General features: G+C 71.9%; 13 protein-coding genes. 5 read left to right on the forward strand and 8 right to left on the reverse strand.

What is annotated here, in order from left to right; genetic code table 11:
• Positions 1-130: 130 nt before the first annotated feature.
• Entirely contained in the window at positions 131-2,884 is a 2,754-nt protein-coding gene (locus ACGF2V_RS28320; protein WP_362709973.1) for a serine/threonine protein kinase, read from the reverse strand.
• A 183-nt stretch (positions 2,885-3,067) separates the two neighbouring features.
• Positions 3,068-5,074 carry a serine/threonine-protein kinase gene (locus ACGF2V_RS28325; protein WP_362709970.1) on the reverse strand — a complete coding sequence of 669 codons (2,007 nt, stop codon included), beginning with the start codon at positions 5,072-5,074 and terminating at the stop codon, positions 3,068-3,070.
• Between the two features lie 219 nt (positions 5,075-5,293).
• Here ACGF2V_RS28325 and ACGF2V_RS28330 point away from each other — a divergent pair, with 219 nt between their 5' ends.
• Positions 5,294-6,400: a serine hydrolase domain-containing protein gene (locus ACGF2V_RS28330; protein ID WP_362709967.1), complete on the forward strand. Its 1,107-nt coding sequence runs from the start codon at positions 5,294-5,296 to the stop codon at positions 6,398-6,400.
• A 121-nt stretch (positions 6,401-6,521) separates the two neighbouring features.
• On the opposite strand, the gene ACGF2V_RS28335 is transcribed toward ACGF2V_RS28330, so the two are convergent.
• The gene (locus tag ACGF2V_RS28335; RefSeq protein ID WP_362709963.1) at positions 6,522-8,228 is read right to left on the reverse strand and encodes a glycerol-3-phosphate dehydrogenase/oxidase; all 1,707 of its coding nucleotides are present in this window, start codon (positions 8,226-8,228) and stop codon (positions 6,522-6,524) included.
• 318 nt (positions 8,229-8,546) lie between these two features.
• On the opposite strand from ACGF2V_RS28335, the gene ACGF2V_RS28340 reads away from it, so the two are divergent.
• Together ACGF2V_RS28340 and ACGF2V_RS28345 are read left to right on the forward strand one after the other, a co-directional pair.
• On the forward strand, positions 8,547-9,809 hold the full coding sequence (locus ACGF2V_RS28340) for a nucleotide sugar dehydrogenase (RefSeq protein WP_362625216.1): 1,263 nt from the start codon (positions 8,547-8,549) through the stop codon (positions 9,807-9,809).
• A gap of 132 nt (positions 9,810-9,941) precedes the next feature.
• A complete protein-coding gene (locus tag ACGF2V_RS28345; RefSeq protein ID WP_362709961.1) occupies positions 9,942-10,574 on the forward strand; it encodes a hypothetical protein in 633 nt (210 codons plus the stop codon).
• 165 nt (positions 10,575-10,739) lie between these two features.
• Here the strand turns inward: ACGF2V_RS28345 and ACGF2V_RS28350 are convergent, their stop codons facing one another.
• From ACGF2V_RS28350 to ACGF2V_RS28365, 4 genes are all read right to left on the reverse strand, one after another.
• Positions 10,740-11,864: a GuaB3 family IMP dehydrogenase-related protein gene (locus tag ACGF2V_RS28350; protein ID WP_073786904.1), complete on the reverse strand. Its 1,125-nt coding sequence runs from the start codon at positions 11,862-11,864 to the stop codon at positions 10,740-10,742.
• Positions 11,865-12,007: 143 nt separating this feature from the next.
• Positions 12,008-13,513, reverse strand: a complete 1,506-nt coding sequence (guaB, locus tag ACGF2V_RS28355) for an IMP dehydrogenase (RefSeq protein ID WP_362625220.1) — start codon at positions 13,511-13,513, stop codon at positions 12,008-12,010.
• Positions 13,514-13,787: 274 nt separating this feature from the next.
• A complete protein-coding gene (locus ACGF2V_RS28360) occupies positions 13,788-14,363 on the reverse strand; it encodes a sigma-70 family RNA polymerase sigma factor (RefSeq protein WP_362625222.1) in 576 nt (191 codons plus the stop codon).
• Between the two features lie 315 nt (positions 14,364-14,678).
• The gene (locus ACGF2V_RS28365; RefSeq protein WP_003948568.1) at positions 14,679-15,290 is read right to left on the reverse strand and encodes a response regulator transcription factor; all 612 of its coding nucleotides are present in this window, start codon (positions 15,288-15,290) and stop codon (positions 14,679-14,681) included.
• Between the two features lie 422 nt (positions 15,291-15,712).
• On the opposite strand from ACGF2V_RS28365, the gene ACGF2V_RS28370 reads away from it, so the two are divergent.
• Positions 15,713-16,051, forward strand: coding sequence for a WhiB family transcriptional regulator (locus tag ACGF2V_RS28370; protein WP_073786897.1), 339 nt, complete (start codon positions 15,713-15,715; stop codon positions 16,049-16,051).
• Positions 16,052-16,162: 111 nt separating this feature from the next.
• Here the strand turns inward: ACGF2V_RS28370 and ACGF2V_RS28375 are convergent, their stop codons facing one another.
• Positions 16,163-17,053, reverse strand: a complete 891-nt coding sequence (locus tag ACGF2V_RS28375) for a LysR family transcriptional regulator (protein ID WP_362625224.1) — start codon at positions 17,051-17,053, stop codon at positions 16,163-16,165.
• Between the two features lie 213 nt (positions 17,054-17,266).
• On the opposite strand from ACGF2V_RS28375, the gene ACGF2V_RS28380 reads away from it, so the two are divergent.
• Positions 17,267-18,040: an SDR family oxidoreductase gene (locus ACGF2V_RS28380; RefSeq protein WP_362625226.1), complete on the forward strand. Its 774-nt coding sequence runs from the start codon at positions 17,267-17,269 to the stop codon at positions 18,038-18,040.
• Positions 18,041-18,083: the final 43 nt, after the last annotated feature.

The following is an 18,083-nucleotide window of genomic DNA, read 5'->3' on the forward strand; positions in this document are numbered from 1 at the left end:
ACTGTGATGCTTGTCGCTCCGCCTTCCGCTGCGCGGCGAACCGGAACGGTTCACCGCGGATCCGAAAGGGCTCGGTGTGGCCCGAAGGGTTCGAGGCGGAACAAAACAGTTCGCCTCGTCCTGAAACGGCTCAGCGCGTCACACGGTAGGAGGCGACGGCCTGTTGGTAGATGTCCGAGATCTCGTCGCGCCGGTCCTTTGGGCCGATCACCTGGATGACGTGGTATCGACCGTCGACGATCATCGCGAGGTTACGGGCGTACACCTCACGCCCGTTCGCGTCCTGCCAGGTGAACTGGCCCTCGGCCATGCTCTGTCGACCCACGTCGGTCCGGCGCAGCCCGCTCGATCCCGACCAGCCGGACTCGCGGAACTGCCGCAACTCCCGTTCTCTGTCGGCCTGGTACGCCAACGGGTCGGCGCCCTCGGCCTCGACCGTGTCGCGCCCGGGGACGACGAGCAGCGTGAACCCGTCGCCGTCGTAACGGATCTGACGGTCCGCGTTGGCGGGGGTGCGCCGCCAGCTCTTGAGGACGCCGATCTCGAAGCCCTCCGGGTCCTCGCGCAGGGTGTAACCGGCGGCGAGGGCCACGGCTGAGCGGGTGGTCTGCGGCTGCTGGGCACCGCCGGGCCGCGCGGACGGCTGGTCGCCGGACTCCCCCGCACCGGAGCGCGGCGGGCCGGACGCCGACGTGCCCGGGCCCGCGGCGCCGGGTTCGTCGTCCCCCTTGGGCATGAACAGCACGGCATATCCGACGGCGGCGGCCAGGGCCAGCAGGATCAGCACCAGGAGCAGCCGTCCGAGGCGCTTCGGCGACCGCTCCTCGCCGTACGGGGAGCCCGGCGGTGGGGTGCGCAGCGCCTTGGGACCCTTGGGCTCGCGCGGCGCCCTGGCCGTCCGGGGCGCCTTCTGCGTCCTGGGAGCCTTCTCCTCCCGGGGCCGCTCGGTGCGCTCCGGCCGTTCGCGGGTCTGCCGGTGGCGGCCGTGGGCCGCGCCCCGGCCGAAACGGCGCCTGCGGACCAGTTCGCCGCGGCGGCGCACGACGGGGAGCCGGGGGGCGTCGGCGGACGGCAGCGGCACGACGTCCAGACCGGCCTCGGGTTCGGGCGCGGACCGCACGAGGGAACGCAGCCAGCCGCTCAGTTCCTCGACGTCCGGCCGGTCGGTGGGGTCCTGGCGCAGCAGCGACTCCACGACGGGGCGCAACGGACCGCACTCCTCGGCGAAGGCGGGCGGTTCCCCGCACACCATCTGGACCAGTTCGGCGGCGCTCTCCTCGGGGTACGGGGCGTGCCCCTGGACGGCGCGGTAGAGCAGCGCGCCGAGCGCCCAGAGGTCGGTTGCGGGGCCGATCGGCGGGGCCAGCCGCCAATTCTCGTGGATGGGCCCGCCCTGTTCGGGTGCCCAGCGCTCGGTGACCGCGCCGACGACGGCGATGCGGGCCTGCCGGGCGCGCTCGGCGGCGAGCGGGGTGTCCGGGCCCCGGTACGGGGCGTCCTCGGCGCGCCCGCTCGCCACGAGGTCGTCCCAACGGCCGGGGCGGTGCTCCTTCTCGGAGCGGTGTGCCGGGAGCGCCGGGGCCGGGCTCGGGTGCCGGGTGTCCGTGCGCTCCGCGATCTCGCCGGTGCCTCCGGCGGGGACGGGACGCCCGTCCTCGGGGCCGTCGCTCCATATGCCGGTGAGATGCATCCGGCGGGCGGGGGGCAGGAGTCCGTCCTGGTCCGCGTCGTCGTAGCCGGTCTCGTCGTAGCCGGTGCCGTCGTAGCCGGTCTCGTCGCGGCCAGTGCCGTCGCGACCGGTGCCGTCGTGGTCGTCCGCCTCGTCGCCGTACGGGGCGTCGCCGTACGGGGCGTTGGCGTACGGGGCGTTGGCGGAAGCCTCGCGGTTGTACGGACCGTCGGCATGCGGGTCCTCGGCGTACGGACCATCGGCGTACGGGTCCTCGGCCTGCACGTCCGCGGCGTGCGGTCGGTCGTCCGGCCGGGCGGGACGCTGCACGGGGAGCAGGGCCGTGTCCTCCAGTTCACCGGCCGCGCCGCTCCACGTGTCCGGCCGGAGCCCGTCCCCGCGCCCGTCGTCCCCGTCCCCGTACGTGTCGTCGACGCCGTCGCCGTCCCCGTACGCATCGTCGGTGTCACGGGGCGTCAGGCCCTTCTCGCCGGACACCGGACCGAGTGAGGCCGGCAGCTCGGCCGGGTGCGGCGGCAGGGGCGGCCGGGGCGGGGCGAACACCCCGGCCGGGTCCGTCGCGCCCGCCGGGCGGCCGTAACCGAGCTCGTCCTCGTCGTCCGGCTGGGGCGTCGACACGTAACCGCAGAGCGCCTCCTCCGCCGCCCCGGCCGCCAGGCCGGTCAGCACGACGCGCCCGTCGTCGCAGATCAGCACCGTGCGGACGGTGATGTTGCGGTGGGTCCAGCCATGGGCGTGCAGTACCCGCAGCGCGGTCAGCACGTCGGAGCCGATCTCGGCGGCGCGGAACGGGTCGAGCGGACGCTCCGCGAGCAGCGCCGCGAGCGGGCGGGCGGCGACGAACTCGCTCACGATCCAGAGCGATCCGGCCTCCGCGAACACGTCGAAGACCTGGTCGAGCCTGGGATGGTCGGGGACCCGGGCCGCCTCCTGCGCCGCCTCGACGGCCCGCCGCACCGCCGGGTCCGCGGGACGCCGCACCGCCCGTCCGGTGACCTGCCGGACCGAGGGCACCGGAGCGTCGGCGTCGAGCACCTCGGCGTCCACCACCTCGGGCAACGGCACCTGACGGACCAACACCTCCTGGCCGCTGTAGGTGTCGAACGCCCGGGTCTCGGCCAGTTCGTACTCGTCGGACGGAGGCAGCGGAAGGCGGTAGCGGTCGGCGAGCACCCGACCCGCGTAGTCGTCCATGACGCCTCCCCAGAGCGTGCCTACCCCCGGCCATGAAGACCACTCGCATGCCGTCAATCACGGTTGCTCACCGTGCGATTGACCGACCGTCCCACCGCGTGCGGTCTTCAGGTTCTCACGATACGTGGCGCGTGACAGCACCGCGCCGGGGCCGGCGCATCCCGACGCTCCCCCGCCCGTTGATCAGTCGGTGGGCTCGAAGGTGTCGAACGCGGTGGAGCGCAGCGTCCGGCACTCCTCGCCGTCCCATTCGCTCGCCGGGCAACTGATCATGATCGCGTAGCCGTGCTCGGCGTCGACCTTGAACCCCCGGTTGAGCACACGGACCCGCTCGCCCTGCTGGGTGCGCTCGAACTGCCAGTCGGCGACCGTCGGATAGCCGTTGTAGTCGACCTTCTTCACACCCAGGTGCCGGTAGCCCTTGCTGGTGGCCGCGACACCGCTCTTCGCGGCGTTCCAGGCCGCGGCCGCGTCGCCGCCGGGCGAATCGGTGTAGTCGACCTGGATGCGCGGGAAGCCGCCGTCGGCGTTGTAGATGGCACCGGAGTTGCTGCCGGCCGTGCGGTCGAACGTGAAGCTCTTGGGCATCGCGATGCCGAAGTGGAACTTCTTGTTCGCGACGGCCTTGTACCCGTCGGGCAGCGTGCCCTGCGGCTTGTCGTCCTTCGAACCGTCCGCCCCCGCGTCCGGGCCCTCGTCCTGACCCGCGCCCTTGTCCCGGCCCTCGCCCTTGTCCTGATCCGCGGCGCCGCCGCCGTCCGCGGGCTTGGCGCCGTCGCCGCTGTTGGCGTCCGGGGAGCTGCCGGAGGCCGAGGCGGTCTTGTCGTTCTTGCCGTGGCCGGCGCCCGCGTCGTTCTTGTCGTCGCCGTCGAGCGTGAGCGCGAGGACCGTGGCGATGACGGCGAGCACGATCACGGCCGCGATGACGGCCAGGGTGCGGCGCGGCACCACGTCCGTGAGGGACGCACGGGGCGGGGCGGGCAGGGACGCGGCCTGGCGCTGGGGCGGTACGGCGGCAGTGACCGGGCCTCCAGCCGCGCCCGTCATCCTCGCCGCCGCGGGGGACGCGGCGGGCTTCACGGGTGCCGGGGCACCGCTCGCCGGGGCCGCCGGCGGCGGCACCGAGGGCTTGGGCGGCGCGGTGGCCGGGCCGGCGGCGGCCGGTGCCGCTTTCGCGCCGCGTACGGAACGCAGCGCGCCCCGCAGCCGGTCGCGGGTGCCCTCGCCCGGCTCACCTGGCTTCGCGGCCGTCCTGGCGCCGCCCTCGGCGGACTTCCCGGGCATCGCCATGACCTGGGTGGCCTCGGCGGGCGGCGGCACCACCGGGTCCGGCTTCTCGGGGGCGTGGATCACGTCGTCGAGCAGGGCGCGCGCGCCCGCGTCGTCGAGCCGCTGGTCGGGGTCCTTGGCCAGCAGGCCGTAGATGACCTCCTTGAGCGGACCGGCGTTCTTCGGCGGGTCGAGCGGCTCGGTCATCACCGCGGTCAGCGTGGCGATGGCCGACCCCTTGTCGTACGGCGGGGAGCCCTCGACGCTCGCGTACAGCAGGCCGCCGAGCGACCACAGGTCGGCGGGCGGTCCGGGCTTGTGCCCCCGCGCACGCTCCGGTGAGATGTACGAAGGCGCGCCGACGAGCATGCCGGTCGAGGTGACGGACGGGTCGCCCTCGACCTGCGCGATGCCGAAGTCGGTCAGCACGACCCGGCCGTCCTCGGCGATCAGTACGTTGGACGGCTTCACGTCGCGGTGCAGGATGCCCTCGCGGTGCGCCGACCGCAGCACGTCGAGGATCGCGAGGCCGACCTCGGCGGCGCGCTTCGGAGTCAGCACCCCGTCCTCGCGGATGGCCTCGGCGAGGGACTTGCCCTCGATCAGCTCCATCACGATCCACGGCCGGTCGTCCTCGTCGACCACGTCGTAGACCGTCACCGCGCCGTTGTTGCGGATCCTGGCGATCGCCTTCGCCTCGCGCAGCGTGCGCGTGATCAGACGACGCTTCTCGTCCTCGTCGATGGCCGAGGGAAACCGCAGCTCCTTGACCGCGACCGTACGGCCCAGCGTCTCGTCGACGGCACGCCAGACCGTGCCCATACCGCCCCGACCGAGCACCGCCCCGAGCCGGTACCGACCCGCGAGAAGACGTCCGTCCTTGTCCCGTTGGGGCCCCTGTGCCTGCTCCGCCTCCGACATGCGTCCCCTCTGCGATCAACCCGCCCTGGCAGAGCGTTCATTGTCCCTCACCCCGGGACCGGCCCTGGTGCCGGGTCCGCGGGCCCGGCCATGATGCCGGTCCACGGGCCCGGCGCGGGTCCGGTCCACAGGCGGTCATGGTGCCAGGTCCGCGAACCCGGTCGCGGTGCCCGGTCCACCGACCCGTCATGATGTGTCCCGAGGAAGGGAATCCCCGCCATGCCGACACTCAGGGCGCTGTTCTCCGTCCCGTTGCTGTTGGCGCTGCTGGGACTGGGCACGACGCCCCTGCACAGGGAACCACACCTCACCCCCGCGGCTTCCCACCTTCCCCGGCTTGTCGCCGAGGGCGGCGCTCCCACGGCGGCATTGCTGACCGGCCGTACCTCCTCGGCACCGTACGGCACCTTCCGCTCGACGGGGCCCGGTATCCGCAGGGCGGACCGGTTCCGGGCCGGCAGCATCACCAAGACCTTCGTCGCCACGGTCGTGCTCCAACTCGCCCGGGAGAAGAGGCTGCGACTGTCGGATCCCGTCGACCGGCTGCTGCCCGGTCTGATCCGGGGCAACGGCTACGACGGCCGCCGCATCACCCTGCGCGCCCTGCTCAACCACACCAGCGGCCTCCCCGACTACATCGCCGACGCCCCGCCCCGGCCCGTCTCCGCCGGCTCACCCGTCCGGGCGGTGTCCGCCACCGACACGGTCCGCAGCGCCCTCTCCCACCGACCGACGAACGCGTACGGCCATTACGCCTACTCCAACACCAACTACGTCGTCCTCGGGCTCGCCGTCCGGCGCGTCACCGGGCACGACTACGCCGACGAGATCCGCCGACGCATCATCACCCCGCTGCGCCTCACCGGCACATCCCTGCCCGGCTCCCGGACTTCGCTGCCCTCGCCGCACGGCCGGGGCTTCACGCGCGACCCGGCCGACGGCTCTCTTCGCGACGTCACCGCGCTGGACCCGCGCACCGCCGGCGCGGCCGGGGAACTGATCTCCACGCTCGACGACCTGAACCGCTTCTACACGGCCCTGTTCGGCGGCCGTCTCCTCCCTCCCGCCCAGCTCGGGGCCCTGCTCGACACCACGGCCACGCACGGCGTCTACGGCCTGGGCGTCTATCCGCAGAAACTTTCCTGCGGCCTCACCGTCTGGGGCCACAACGGGCACATCGCGGGCAGCTACGTCCGGACCGCGGCCGCCGCCGGGGGCGGCCACATCCTGACGTTCCGTGTCGACACGGACAGCGTGGCCGACGCGCCGGCACTCGAACGGGCACTGCTCGACGCGGAGTTCTGCCCCCGCGCACCCACCGACTGAGGCCGCCTCGCCCAGGCCCCGGACTCCGGTTCGGGGCTCCGCCCCTGGCCGTCCGGCGAGAAGGGCCCGCCGGGCCGGGCGGGCCCGTTCCCCGTCTTTCCGTCTTTCCGTCTTACCGGCGTCAAAGCGGCACGATGTCCGGCGCGCCGAGCCGTGCCGCGTCCGCCGTGAGGTCGTCGGGCTGGCGCTGCGACTCCCGTTCCGCCTGCACCCGCTTCTCGTAGTGCTCGACCTCCCGGTCGATCTGCCGCTCGTCCCAGCCCAGCACCGGCGCCATCAACTCCGCGCAGATCCGGGCGCTGCGCGTGCCCCGGTCGAAGGTCTCGATGGAGATCCGGGTGCGCCGGGTCAGTACGTCGTCGAGGTGCCGGGCCCCCTCGTGCGAGGCGGCGTAGACGATCTCGGCCTTCAGGTAGTCGTCGGCGGCGGGCAGCGGCTCGCCCAGGGCCGGATCGGCGGCGATCAGTTCCAGGATCTCCTCCGTCAGGGAGCCGTAACGATTGAGCAGATGCTCGACGCGGACGACGTGCAGCCCCGTCCGGGCGGCGATCCTCGCGCGGGCGTTCCACAGGGCCCGGTACCCCTCCGCGCCCAGCAGCGGGACGTCCTCCGTGACGCATTCCGCCACCCGCTGGTCGAGACCGTGCACCGCCTCGTCCACGGCGTCCTTCGCCATCACCCGGTACGTGGTGTACTTGCCGCCCGCGACGACGACGAGGCCGGGCAGCGGATGCGCCACCGTGTGCTCGCGCGAGAGCTTGCTGGTCGCCTCCGACTCGCCGGCCAGCAGCGGCCGCAGCCCCGCGTAGACGCCCTGGACGTCGTCCCTGGTCAGCGGGGTGGCCAGCACGCTGTTGACGTGTTCGAGGAGGTAGTCGATGTCGGCGCTGGACGCCGCCGGGTGCGCCTTGTCCAGGTCCCAGTCGGTGTCGGTCGTCCCGATGATCCAGTGCCGCCCCCACGGAATGACGAAGAGGACGGACTTCTCGGTCCGCAGGATCAGGCCCGTCGAGGAGTGGACGCGGTCCTTCGGGACGACCAGGTGGATCCCCTTGGACGCCCGGACGTGGAACAGCCCGCGCTCCCCGATCAGCGCCTGGGTGTCGTCCGTCCACACGCCCGTCGCGTTCACCACCTGCTTGGCCCTGACCTCGTACTCGCCGCCCGCCTCGACGTCCTCCACCCGGGCGCCGACGACCCGTTCGCCCTCCCGGAGGAAGCCGGTCACCCGCGCCCGGTTCGCCGCATGGGCGCCGTACGCGGCGGCGGTGCGCACCAGGGTCGCCGTGTAGCGGGCGTCGTCCATCTGCGCGTCGTAGTACTGCAACGCCCCGACCAGGGCGTCCTTGCGCAGCGCCGGGGCGACCCGCAGCGCGTGGCGCCGGGAGAGGTGCCGGTGGACGGGCAGACCGCGGCCGTGCCCCGAGGACACCGACATCGCGTCGTAGAGCGCCACGCCGGAACCGGCGTAGAACCGCTCCCAGCCCCCCCGCCGCAGCGGGTAGAGGAACGGCACGGGCTTCACCAGATGCGGGGCCAGCCGCTGGAGAAGCAGTCCGCGCTCCTTCAACGCCTCCCGGACGAGCGCGAAGTCCAGCATCTCCAGATACCGAAGACCGCCGTGGATCAGCTTGCTCGACCGGCTCGACGTGCCCGAGGCCCAGTCGCGCGCCTCGACCAGCCCGGTCGACAGACCTCTCGTCGCCGCGTCCAGCGCCGTACCGGCGCCGACCACGCCCGCCCCCACGACCAGCACGTCCAGTTCGCGCTCGGCCATGGCGGCGAGCGCCTCGGCGCGATCCGTGGGTCCCAGTGTCGCTGTCCTCACTGCTGCCTCCCGGGTGGCTCGGGGTGGTCCGGCACGGGACGCCGTCCGACCGATCGGTCGGCCGGGGCGTCCGACCCCTCGATTCTGTCCGCCGTCCACGACTTCGGCCACCGCCTGGGGACAACCCCGGGCAACACCAGGGCGGCACGGGCCTCGCAACACCCTTCAAATGCTGCATATAGGTCATATTTACGCCTAGTCTGACATTGCGCTGTCCCCAGCGGTTGCGCTTTCTGCTCTCAAGGCCATGTACCGGCCGGTTACACGGAGGACGCCCCTCTCCGCGCCCCGCCCGGTCCGAGGGAAGGACGGCCCCATATGCCCGCAGACCTCGCTGTCGTCGGACTCGGCCACCTCGGCCTGCCCCTTGCACAGGCCGCCGTGGCCGCCGGTATCGAAACCGTCGGCTACGACGCCGATCCGCGCGTCCACGCGGAACTCGCCGCCGGACGCACCCCCGTCGAGGGCTCGCTCACCGCGTCGGACGTCCGCCGGATGCTCTCGGGGGGTTTCCGGCCCACCACCGATCCGGCCGAACTCGGCCGGATCCGTACCGCGGTCATCTGCGCCCCCACCCCGCTCGGCGCCGATCGCACCCTCGACCTCACCGCCCTCACCGATGCCACCCGCGCGCTCGCCGCCCGACTGCGCCCGCACACCACCGTGCTGGTGGAGTCGGCCGTGCAGCCCGGCACCACCGAGGGACACATCCGGCCCCTCCTCGAAGAGGGGTCGGGGCTGCGCGCCGGACGCGACTTCCACCTCGCCTACGCGCCGAGCCGCCTCGACCCCGGCAACCGGACCCACGTCCACGTCAACACCCCCAAGGTCATCGGCGGACTCACCCCCGTCTGCACCGAATCCGCCGCCGCCTTCTACGGACGGCTCACCGACAAGGTGGTCCGCGCCCGCGGGCTGCGCGAGGCCGAGATGACGAAGGTCCTGGAGACCAACTTCCGGCACGTCAACATCGCCCTGGTCAACGAGATGGCGGTGCTCTGCCACGACCTCGGGGTCGACCTGTGGGACGTCATCCGGTGCGCCGAGACCAAACCCTTCGGCTTCCAGGCGTTCCGGCCGGGGCCCGGCGTCGGCGGACACGGCGTCCCCGTCGACCCGGGACGCATCCCGTACCACAGCCGCACCCCCGGCCACCCGCTGCGGATGGTCGCGCTCGCCCAGGAGATCAACGACCGGATGCCGCAGTACGTGATCCAGCGCTGCGCCACCCTGCTGAACGAGCACGGCAAGTCGGTGCGCGGCGCCCGCGTGCTGCTCCTCGGCGTCACCTACAAGCCCGACCTCGCCGACCAGGAGGCGTCCCCCGCCCAGGAGATCGCCTCCCGGCTGCTCGACATGGGCGCGCAGATCGGCTACCACGACCCGTACGTCCTGCACTGGCGGGTACGGGACCTCCCCGTCCCGCGCGCCGACTCGCTGTACGAGGCGGCGTCGAACGCCGACCTCACGGTGCTGATCCAGCATCACCGCACGTACGACCTCCAGGGCCTCGCCGTGAAGGCCCAACTGCTCCTGGACACCCGGGGCGCGACCCCGGCGGGGGCCGCACATCGACTGTGAACCGGGGATTTCGGAGGCTTCGGGAGCTTCGAGGATTTCAGGGATTTCAGTGGGCGATGTCATAGCCGACTGCTAGCCTGCGGCGTCACTTCTCGCACAATCGTGCGCTTCCGCTCCAAGGGGGATCCCACCATGAGCCAGCCCGTGCCGCCGCCGAACCAGCAGCCCGGCGCCCAGCCCGTCGACGGCAACCCGTACGCCGCCCAGCAGCCCGGCGCCCAGCCGGGAGACGGCAACCCGTACGCGGGCCAGCAGCCGGGGGCCCCGACCGGCAATCCGTTCGCCGGTCAGCAGCCCGGTGCCTACGGACAGCCGGGTCAGCCCGCCCCCGCGTTCGGCGGCGCGCCCTTCACCCCGCCCGCCCCGGCCCGCGGCAAGATGGGCCTCGGCCTGCTGGCAGCGGTGGTCGCGGCGCTCGTCGGGGCCTTCCTCTACGGCGTCATCGCCGGAGCGATCGAGCGCGAGGTCGGCTACATCGCCATCGGCGTCGGGTTCCTCGTCGGCTTCGCGGCGAGCAAGGTCGGCGGGCGCAACCCCATCCTGCCCGTCGTCAGCGCCGTCCTGTCCGTGGGCGCCGTCTACCTCGGCCAGCTGATCGGCATCTCGGTCATCCTGTCCGACATGATCAACCAGTCCGCGTCCACCCTCTTCATCGACCACTTCGACGTGCTGACGAAGGCGTGGGGCGAGGGCTCGGACTTCATGACCTACGTCTTCCTGCTGCTCGGCGCCGTGGCGGCGTTCGGTGGTGCCAAGAAGGCGTGACGGGCGGAACGCGTCCGAGAGGGCGTGTCCGAGAAAGCGTGACCACGAAGGCACGCCCCGGGCACACATGGGCGAAGGCCCCGGAACCCGCGTGCGGTTCCGGGGCCTTCGCCCATGTGTGCCCGGAGATGACCGGCAGCCCGGAGGCGACCGGTCGTGAGCCGGTCAGCGGCGGTGCTGCGAGTCCGCCACCGTCACCTCGACGCGCTGGAACTCCTTGAGTTCGCTGTACCCCGTCGTCGCCATCGCCCGGCGCAGCGCGCCGAAGATGTTCATCGAGCCGTCCGGCGAGTGCGAAGGACCGGTGAGGACCTCCTCGGTCGTGCCGACGGAACCGAGGTCGACCAGCTTGCCGCGCGGCACGTCCTCGTGGACGGCCTCCATGCCCCAGTGCCGGCCGCGGCCCGGCGCGTCCGTCGCACGGGCCAGCGGGGAACCGATCATCACGGCGTCCGCACCACAGGCGATGGCCTTCGGCAGGTCGCCGGACCAGCCGACCCCACCGTCCGCGATGACGTGCACGTACCGGCCGCCCGACTCGTCCATGTAGTCGCGGCGGGCCCCGGCGACATCGGCGACCGCCGTCGCCATCGGCACCTGGATGCCGAAGACGTTGCGCGTGGTGTGCGCGGCGCCCCCGCCGAAACCGACGAGCACGCCGGCCGCGCCGGTCCGCATCAGGTGCAGGGCGGCGGTGTACGTGGCGCAGCCGCCGACGATCACCGGGACATCCAGCTCGTAGATGAACTGCTTGAGGTTGAGCGGCTCGGCCGCGCCCGAAACGTGCTCGGCGGAGACCGTCGTACCGCGGATGACGAAGATGTCCACACCCGCGTCGACGACCGCCTTGGAGAACTGGGCGGTGCGCTGCGGGGAGAGCGCCGCGGCGGTGACGACCCCGGCGTCACGCACCTCCTTGATGCGCTGCCCGATCAGCTCCTCCTGGATCGGGGCGGCGTAGATCTCCTGGAGGCGGCGGGTCGCGGACTCGGCCGGCATCTCGGCGATCTCGTCCAGCAGCGGCTGCGGGTCCTCGTACCGCGTCCACAGCCCTTCCAGGTTGAGGACACCGAGACCACCCAGCTCACCGATGCGGATCGCGGTCTGCGGCGAGACCACCGAGTCCATGGGCGCGGCCAGGAACGGCAGCTCGAAGCGGTAGGCGTCGATCTGCCAGGCGATCGAGACCTCCTTCGGGTCGCGGGTTCGGCGACTCGGAACGACGGCGATGTCGTCGAACGCGTATGCCCGGCGGCCGCGCTTGCCGCGCCCGATCTCGATCTCAGTCACGATGGTGTGGCCTTTCCCTCTATGTCTGCGCTGTCCAGTATCCCCGACACGTGGCGGAGGGGCGGCCCCGGGAACCCTCGGCCCCACTGGTCGCCCAGCGGGGCCGGAAAGCCCGGGTCCGCCCCTCGGGGCGCCGGCGCGCGTTACTTCCTGCTGTAGTTGGGCGCCTCGACCGTCATCTGGATGTCGTGCGGGTGGCTCTCCTTGAGGCCCGCGGAGGTGATCCGGACGAACCGGCCGTTGGCCTGAAGCTCCGGCACGGTGCGGCCGCCGACGTAGAACATCGACTGGCGCAGACCGCCGGTGAGCTGGTGGACGACCGCGGAGAGGGGACCGCGGTAGGGGACCTGGCCCTCGATGCCCTCGGGAACCAGCTTCTCGTCGGAGGCGACGCCCTCCTGGAAGTAGCGGTCCTTGGAGAACGACATGCGGTCGCCGCGGGACTGCATCGCGCCGAGCGAGCCCATGCCGCGGTACGACTTGAACTGCTTGCCGTTGATGAAGAGCAGCTCGCCCGGGGACTCCTCGCAGCCCGCCAGCAGCGAGCCGAGCATCACGGCGTCCGCGCCGGCCACCAGGGCCTTGGCGATGTCGCCGGAGTACTGCAGGCCGCCGTCGCCGATGACCGGGACGCCGGCCTCCTTCGCGGCGAGCGACGCCTCGTAGATCGCGGTGACCTGCGGGACGCCGATGCCGGCGACGACGCGGGTGGTGCAGATGGAACCGGGGCCGACGCCGACCTTGATGCCGTCGGCACCGGCGTCGATCAGCGCCTGGGCGCCGTCCCGGGTGGCGATGTTGCCGCCGATGACATCGACGCCGGACGCGTTCGACTTGATCTTGGCGACCATGTCGCCGACCAGCCGGGAGTGGCCGTGGGCGGTGTCCACGACGATGAAGTCGACACCCGCCTCGATCAGGGCCTGGGCCCGCTCGAAGGCGTCACCCGCGACACCGACGGCGGCGCCGACCAGCAGCCGGCCCTCCTTGTCCTTCGCGGCGTTCGGGTACTGCTCGGCCTTGACGAAGTCCTTGACGGTGATGAGCCCCTTGAGGACGCCCGCCTCGTCGACCAGCGGAAGCTTCTCGATCTTGTGGCGGCGCAGCAGCTCCATGGCGTCCACGCCGGAGATGCCGACCTTGCCGGTGACCAGCGGCATCGGCGTCATGACCTCGCGCACCTGCCGCGTACGGTCCGGCTCGAAGGCCATGTCGCGGTTGGTGACGATGCCGAGCAGCTTGCCCGCCGCGTCGGTGACCGGGACCCCGCTGATGCGGAACTTGGCGCACAGCTCGTCGGCGTCGCGCAGGGTCGCGTCCGGGTGCACCGTGATCGGATCGGTGACCATGCCGGACTCGGAGCGCTTCACCAGGTCGACCTGGTTGGCCTGGTCGGCGATGGAAAGGTTGCGGTGCAGCACACCGGCGCCGCCCTGTCGGGCCATGGCGATCGCCATGCGGGCCTCGGTGACCTTGTCCATGGCGGCGGAGAGCAGCGGGATGTTCACCCGTACGTTCTTGGAGATGTACGAGGAGGTGTCGATCTGATCGGGCGCCATGTCGGACGCGCCGGGCAGCAGCAGCACGTCGTCGTATGTCAGCCCGAGCGTCGCGAACTTCTCGGGCACTCCGTCGACGTTTGCAGTCATGACACCTTCCCCAAATGGCCTTGATCGGTGCGGATGTCCATGCTAACGGCCTTCGCACGCGTCTCATTCCACATGCAAGATCACCTACAGGTTCTGTAGGTTCGTACGGAACCGGAGCGGCACGGATCAGGCACGAACGGTACGCGCGCGAGGCGCGGGCCGTACGCGGAACCGGAACGGCCGGGCCGAAGAGGTCCCCGGCCGAAGAGGATCCGCTCCGGAGAGGTTCCGCCGTCCCGCTCACGCACGTCGGCGGCTGCCGGAACGGCCCGGCTCACTGCTCGGCGAGCGCCCGCAGCCTGCTCAGTGCCCGGTGCTGGGCGACCCGGACGGCGCCCGGCGACATGCCCAGCATCTGCCCGGTCTCCTCGGCGGTCAGACCGACCGCGACCCGCAGCACGAGCAGCTCGCGCTGGTTGTCGGGCAGGTTGGCCAGGAGCTTCTTGGCCCAGGCGGCGTCGCTGCTGAGCAGCGCGCGTTCCTCGGGGCCGAGCGAGTCGTCGGGCCGCTCGGGCATCTCGTCGCAGGGCACGGCCGTCGATCCCGGGTGCCGCATGGCGGCTCGCTGGAGATCGGCCACCTTGTGACCCGCGATGGCGAAGACGAAGGCTTCGAAGGGCCTGCCGGTGTCCTTGTAGCGCGGCAGCGCCATGAGCACCGCGACACAAACCTCCTGCGCCAGGTCCTCGACGAAGTGACGCGCGTCACCGGGCAGACGGCTCAGTCGCGACCTGCAGTAACGCAGCGCCAGCGGGTGGACATGGGCCAGCAGATCATGGGTGGCCTGCGCATCGCCCTCGACGGCGCGGTGCACCAGTGCACCGATCGTCGTCGTCTCGTCGTCGCGCATCGGACCATGGTGCCTCGGAGTCTCTTCTTCCGCTCCGCCGCGTCCGTAGTTGTGCACCGAAGCGTTATGAGCGGGTGCGCCGGAAGTCATGTCCTGCGCCCTCCCCTTCCGCTCGACCGAATCGTTCCCGAGGAACTCCACGCCTCAAGGATGCGCCATCGGCCGTGAAGCGTCACATGCCGTCGACCTGACGGGCACGGCCGGCCGGGCGGGCGCCACCGACGCTGCGGCGGACGCCCCGCACACGACGGTCGCGTCCCCCCGCCCGCTCGAGCGCGGACGGGAAGACGGCCGGCCGCCGGTCACGGACGGTCCTCAGCGGACCAGGCCCCAGCGGAAGCCGAGCGCGACGGCGTGCGCCCGGTCCGAGGCTCCGAGCTTCTTGAACAGACGCCTGGCGTGCGTCTTCACCGTGTCCTCGGAGAGGAACAGCTCACGCCCGATCTCGGCGTTCGAGCGACCGTGGCTCATCCCTTCGAGCACCTGGATCTCCCGCGCGGTGAGCGTGGGAGCCGCGCCCATCTCGGCCGACCGCAGTCTGCGCGGCGCGAGCCGCCACGTCGGATCGGCCAGCGCCTGGGTGACGGTGGCCCGCAGCTCGGCGCGGGAGGCGTCCTTGTGGAGATAGCCGCGGGCACCGGCGGCGACCGCGAGCGCGACGCCGTCCAGGTCCTCGGCGACGGTCAGCATGATGATCCTGGCGCCGGGGTCGGCGGAGAGCAGCCGCCGTACCGTCTCCACACCCCCGAGACCGGGCATGCGTACATCCATCAGAATCAGATCCGAACGGTCGGCGCCCCAGCGGCGGAGGACTTCCTCGCCGTTGGCCGCCGTCGTCACACGCTCGACGCCGGGCACGGTCGCGACCGCGCGACGGAGCGCCTCTCGGGCAAGCGGGGAGTCGTCGCAGACGAGGACGGATGTCATGGCCGCCCTCCGCAGCTGATGCGCGTCACCTTGAGCCTCCAGGCTGTTCACAAATCGTCACCTGAGCGGTTGACGCTCTCGGACAGCTGCCCGATCGCTTTTCCTGTCAACCGCTTCCGCCCTCTCAACGACGGTCACTCGAAAGAGTTACGGGTCCGACGGCCAGGTTCGGCACTCTACGTGAGGAGGCGCGCACGGAGGAGAGCGACGCGGATCGTCCAGCCATCAACCGGATCTTCACATCAAGATATGCCCCATTTAGCGGGTCTTCTTCCCTTTTCCCGGTGTCTGTGGCTAGATTCGCAATCAGTCATATTTACATCTACTTGCACCGTGGCTGTAAGCGTCATGGGCACAATCAAAACAGACAACGCCTGACGACAACGACGTTTCCGACTCAGCATGGTTTGAGGGGACAAGCAATGGCAGATTTCTCCCGCCTTCCCGGACCCAACGCCGATCTGTGGGACTGGCAACTGTTGGCGGCCTGCCGCGGGGTCGACAGCTCGCTGTTCTTCCACCCCGAGGGTGAGCGCGGGGCGGCACGCAGCGCCCGCGAGAACTCGGCGAAAGAGGTCTGCATGCGATGCCCGGTACGCGCCGAGTGCGCGGCGCACGCACTGGCCGTGCGAGAGCCCTACGGCGTGTGGGGTGGACTCACCGAGGACGAGCGCGAGGAGCTGATGGGACGGGCCCGCAACCGTCTGATCGCGGCGTCGGCACCGTCGGGCGGCGTTCCGTCCCCGGCGGGACACGGCTGATCCCGTCGGCCCGCGCGACCCAGAGGACAAAACGTTTCTTCATCAGCACCCGGCCACCGAGGGAGACCGGGTCACAGGCAGGCCCCGAGCCGGGTCACGGGCAGCCCCCGGTCAGCGGGCGGCCGTCAGGGACAACCGGTCCAGGGTGGCCGCCACGGCGGGCACCTGCGCGAGGTCGGGGAGGGTCAGGGCGACGATCTCGCGCTCGACGGCCGGTTCGACCGTGACGGTGCGCACCCCCTTGGCACGCACCGACTCGATCGCCAGCTCCGGCAGCACCGCCACCCCGAGTCCGGCCCCGACCAGGCCGACGACCGCGGGGTAGTCGTCGGTGGCGAAGTCGATCCGGGGCGTGAAGCCCGACTCCTCGCAGACCTCCACCAGCTGACGTCGACAGCGCGGACAGCCTGCGATCCACGACTCCTCGGCCAGCTCGGCGATGCCGACCGCCCCGGTACCGGACAACCGGTGCCCCTCGGGGACCAGCCCGATCAGCCGGTCGGAGAGGAGCGGACGCACGACCAGGTCCTCCCATTCGGCGCCCGGTGCGCCGTACCGGAACGCCAGCGCGATGTCGCAGTCGCCCTCGCGCAGCATCTCGACCGAGCGCGGCGGCTCCGCCTCGACCAGGGAGACCCTGGTACCGGGGTGGGCCGCGCGCAGTGCCGCGAGGGCCCCGGGCACCAAGCTGGAACTGCCGCTGGGGAACGAGACGAGCCGGACCCGGCCGGCTCGCAGCCCGGCGATCGCGGCGACCTCCTCCTCCGCGGCGGTGAGCCCGGCGAGGATGCCGGAGGCGTGCCGGACGAGGGCCTCGCCCGCCTGCGTGAGCCGCATCTCGCGTCCGGTGCGGATCAGCAGCGTGGTCCCGGCGGAGGACTCCAGGGCCTTCATCTGCTGGCTGACCGCGGGCTGCGTGCAGCCCAGCTCGCGGGCCGCGGCGGAGAACGAGCCGGTGGCGGCCACGGCGCGCAGAACACGGAGATGACGGGCTTCGATCACCCCTTAACCATAAGCAACTCTTGGGCGAGGTGCTCATTGTCCAGGTGCACCTTTGGGGAGGAATAGTCAGGTTCTCCGTGCGCGCCGCCGCGCCCCGCCTCGCCCGATGCGCACCCGCGCGACACCGGAGTGCGCCGTGGGTGCGGCGGCAGGGGGCGGCGTCAGGGCCAGGGTCCGGCCGTGATCCGGCGGACAGGCACTAACGTGCCGCTCATGACGACTGCACTGATCACGGGCGCGACCGCGGGGATCGGCGCCGCGTTCGCGCGGCGGCTGGCGGCCGACGGGCACAACCTGGTACTGGTGGCGCGCGACACCGAACGACTGCGCGAACAGGCGACCGAACTGCACGACCGGCACGGAATCGAGGCCGAGGTCCTGCGGGCCGACCTCTCCGAGGACAAGGGGATCGCGACGGTCGAGGGCCGATTGACCGACCGTCACCACCCGGTCGACCTGTTGGTCAACAACGCCGGGTTCGGGAACAAGGGCCGCTATCTGGAAGTGCCCATGGCCGACGAGCTGAACATGCTCAAGGTGCATTGCGAGGCGGTGCTGCGCCTGACCTCGGCCGCCGTGACCGGGATGCGGGAGCGCGGGCGGGGCGGCGTCGTCAACGTGGCCTCGGTAGCGGCTTTCGTGCCGCGCGGGACGTACGGCGCGTCCAAGGCGTGGGTCGTGCAGTTCACCCAGGGCGCGGCGAAGGACCTGGCCGGTTCCGGCGTGCGGCTCATGGCGCTGTGCCCGGGTTTCGTACGGACGGAGTTCCACCAGCGGGCGGGGATGGGAACCGGCAACATCCCCGGCTGGATGTGGCTGGACGCGGACAAGCTGGTGGCGGAGGCCCTGACGGACCTGGCGCGCGGCAAGTCACTCTCGGTGCCGGACCCGCGGTACAAGGCGCTGATGGGGGTCGTGAAGCTGACGCCGCGCGGCCTGCTCGGAGGGGTCGCCTCCAAGACGGGCCGCAAGTACGGGCCTCAGTGAGCGGACGGTCCCCCGAAGGTCTGTCACCGGATCGCGCGATGAC

The sequence above is a fragment of the Streptomyces sp. NPDC047982 genome (assembly GCF_043204165.1).
Classification (GTDB): Bacteria; Actinomycetota; Actinomycetes; order Streptomycetales; family Streptomycetaceae; genus Streptomyces.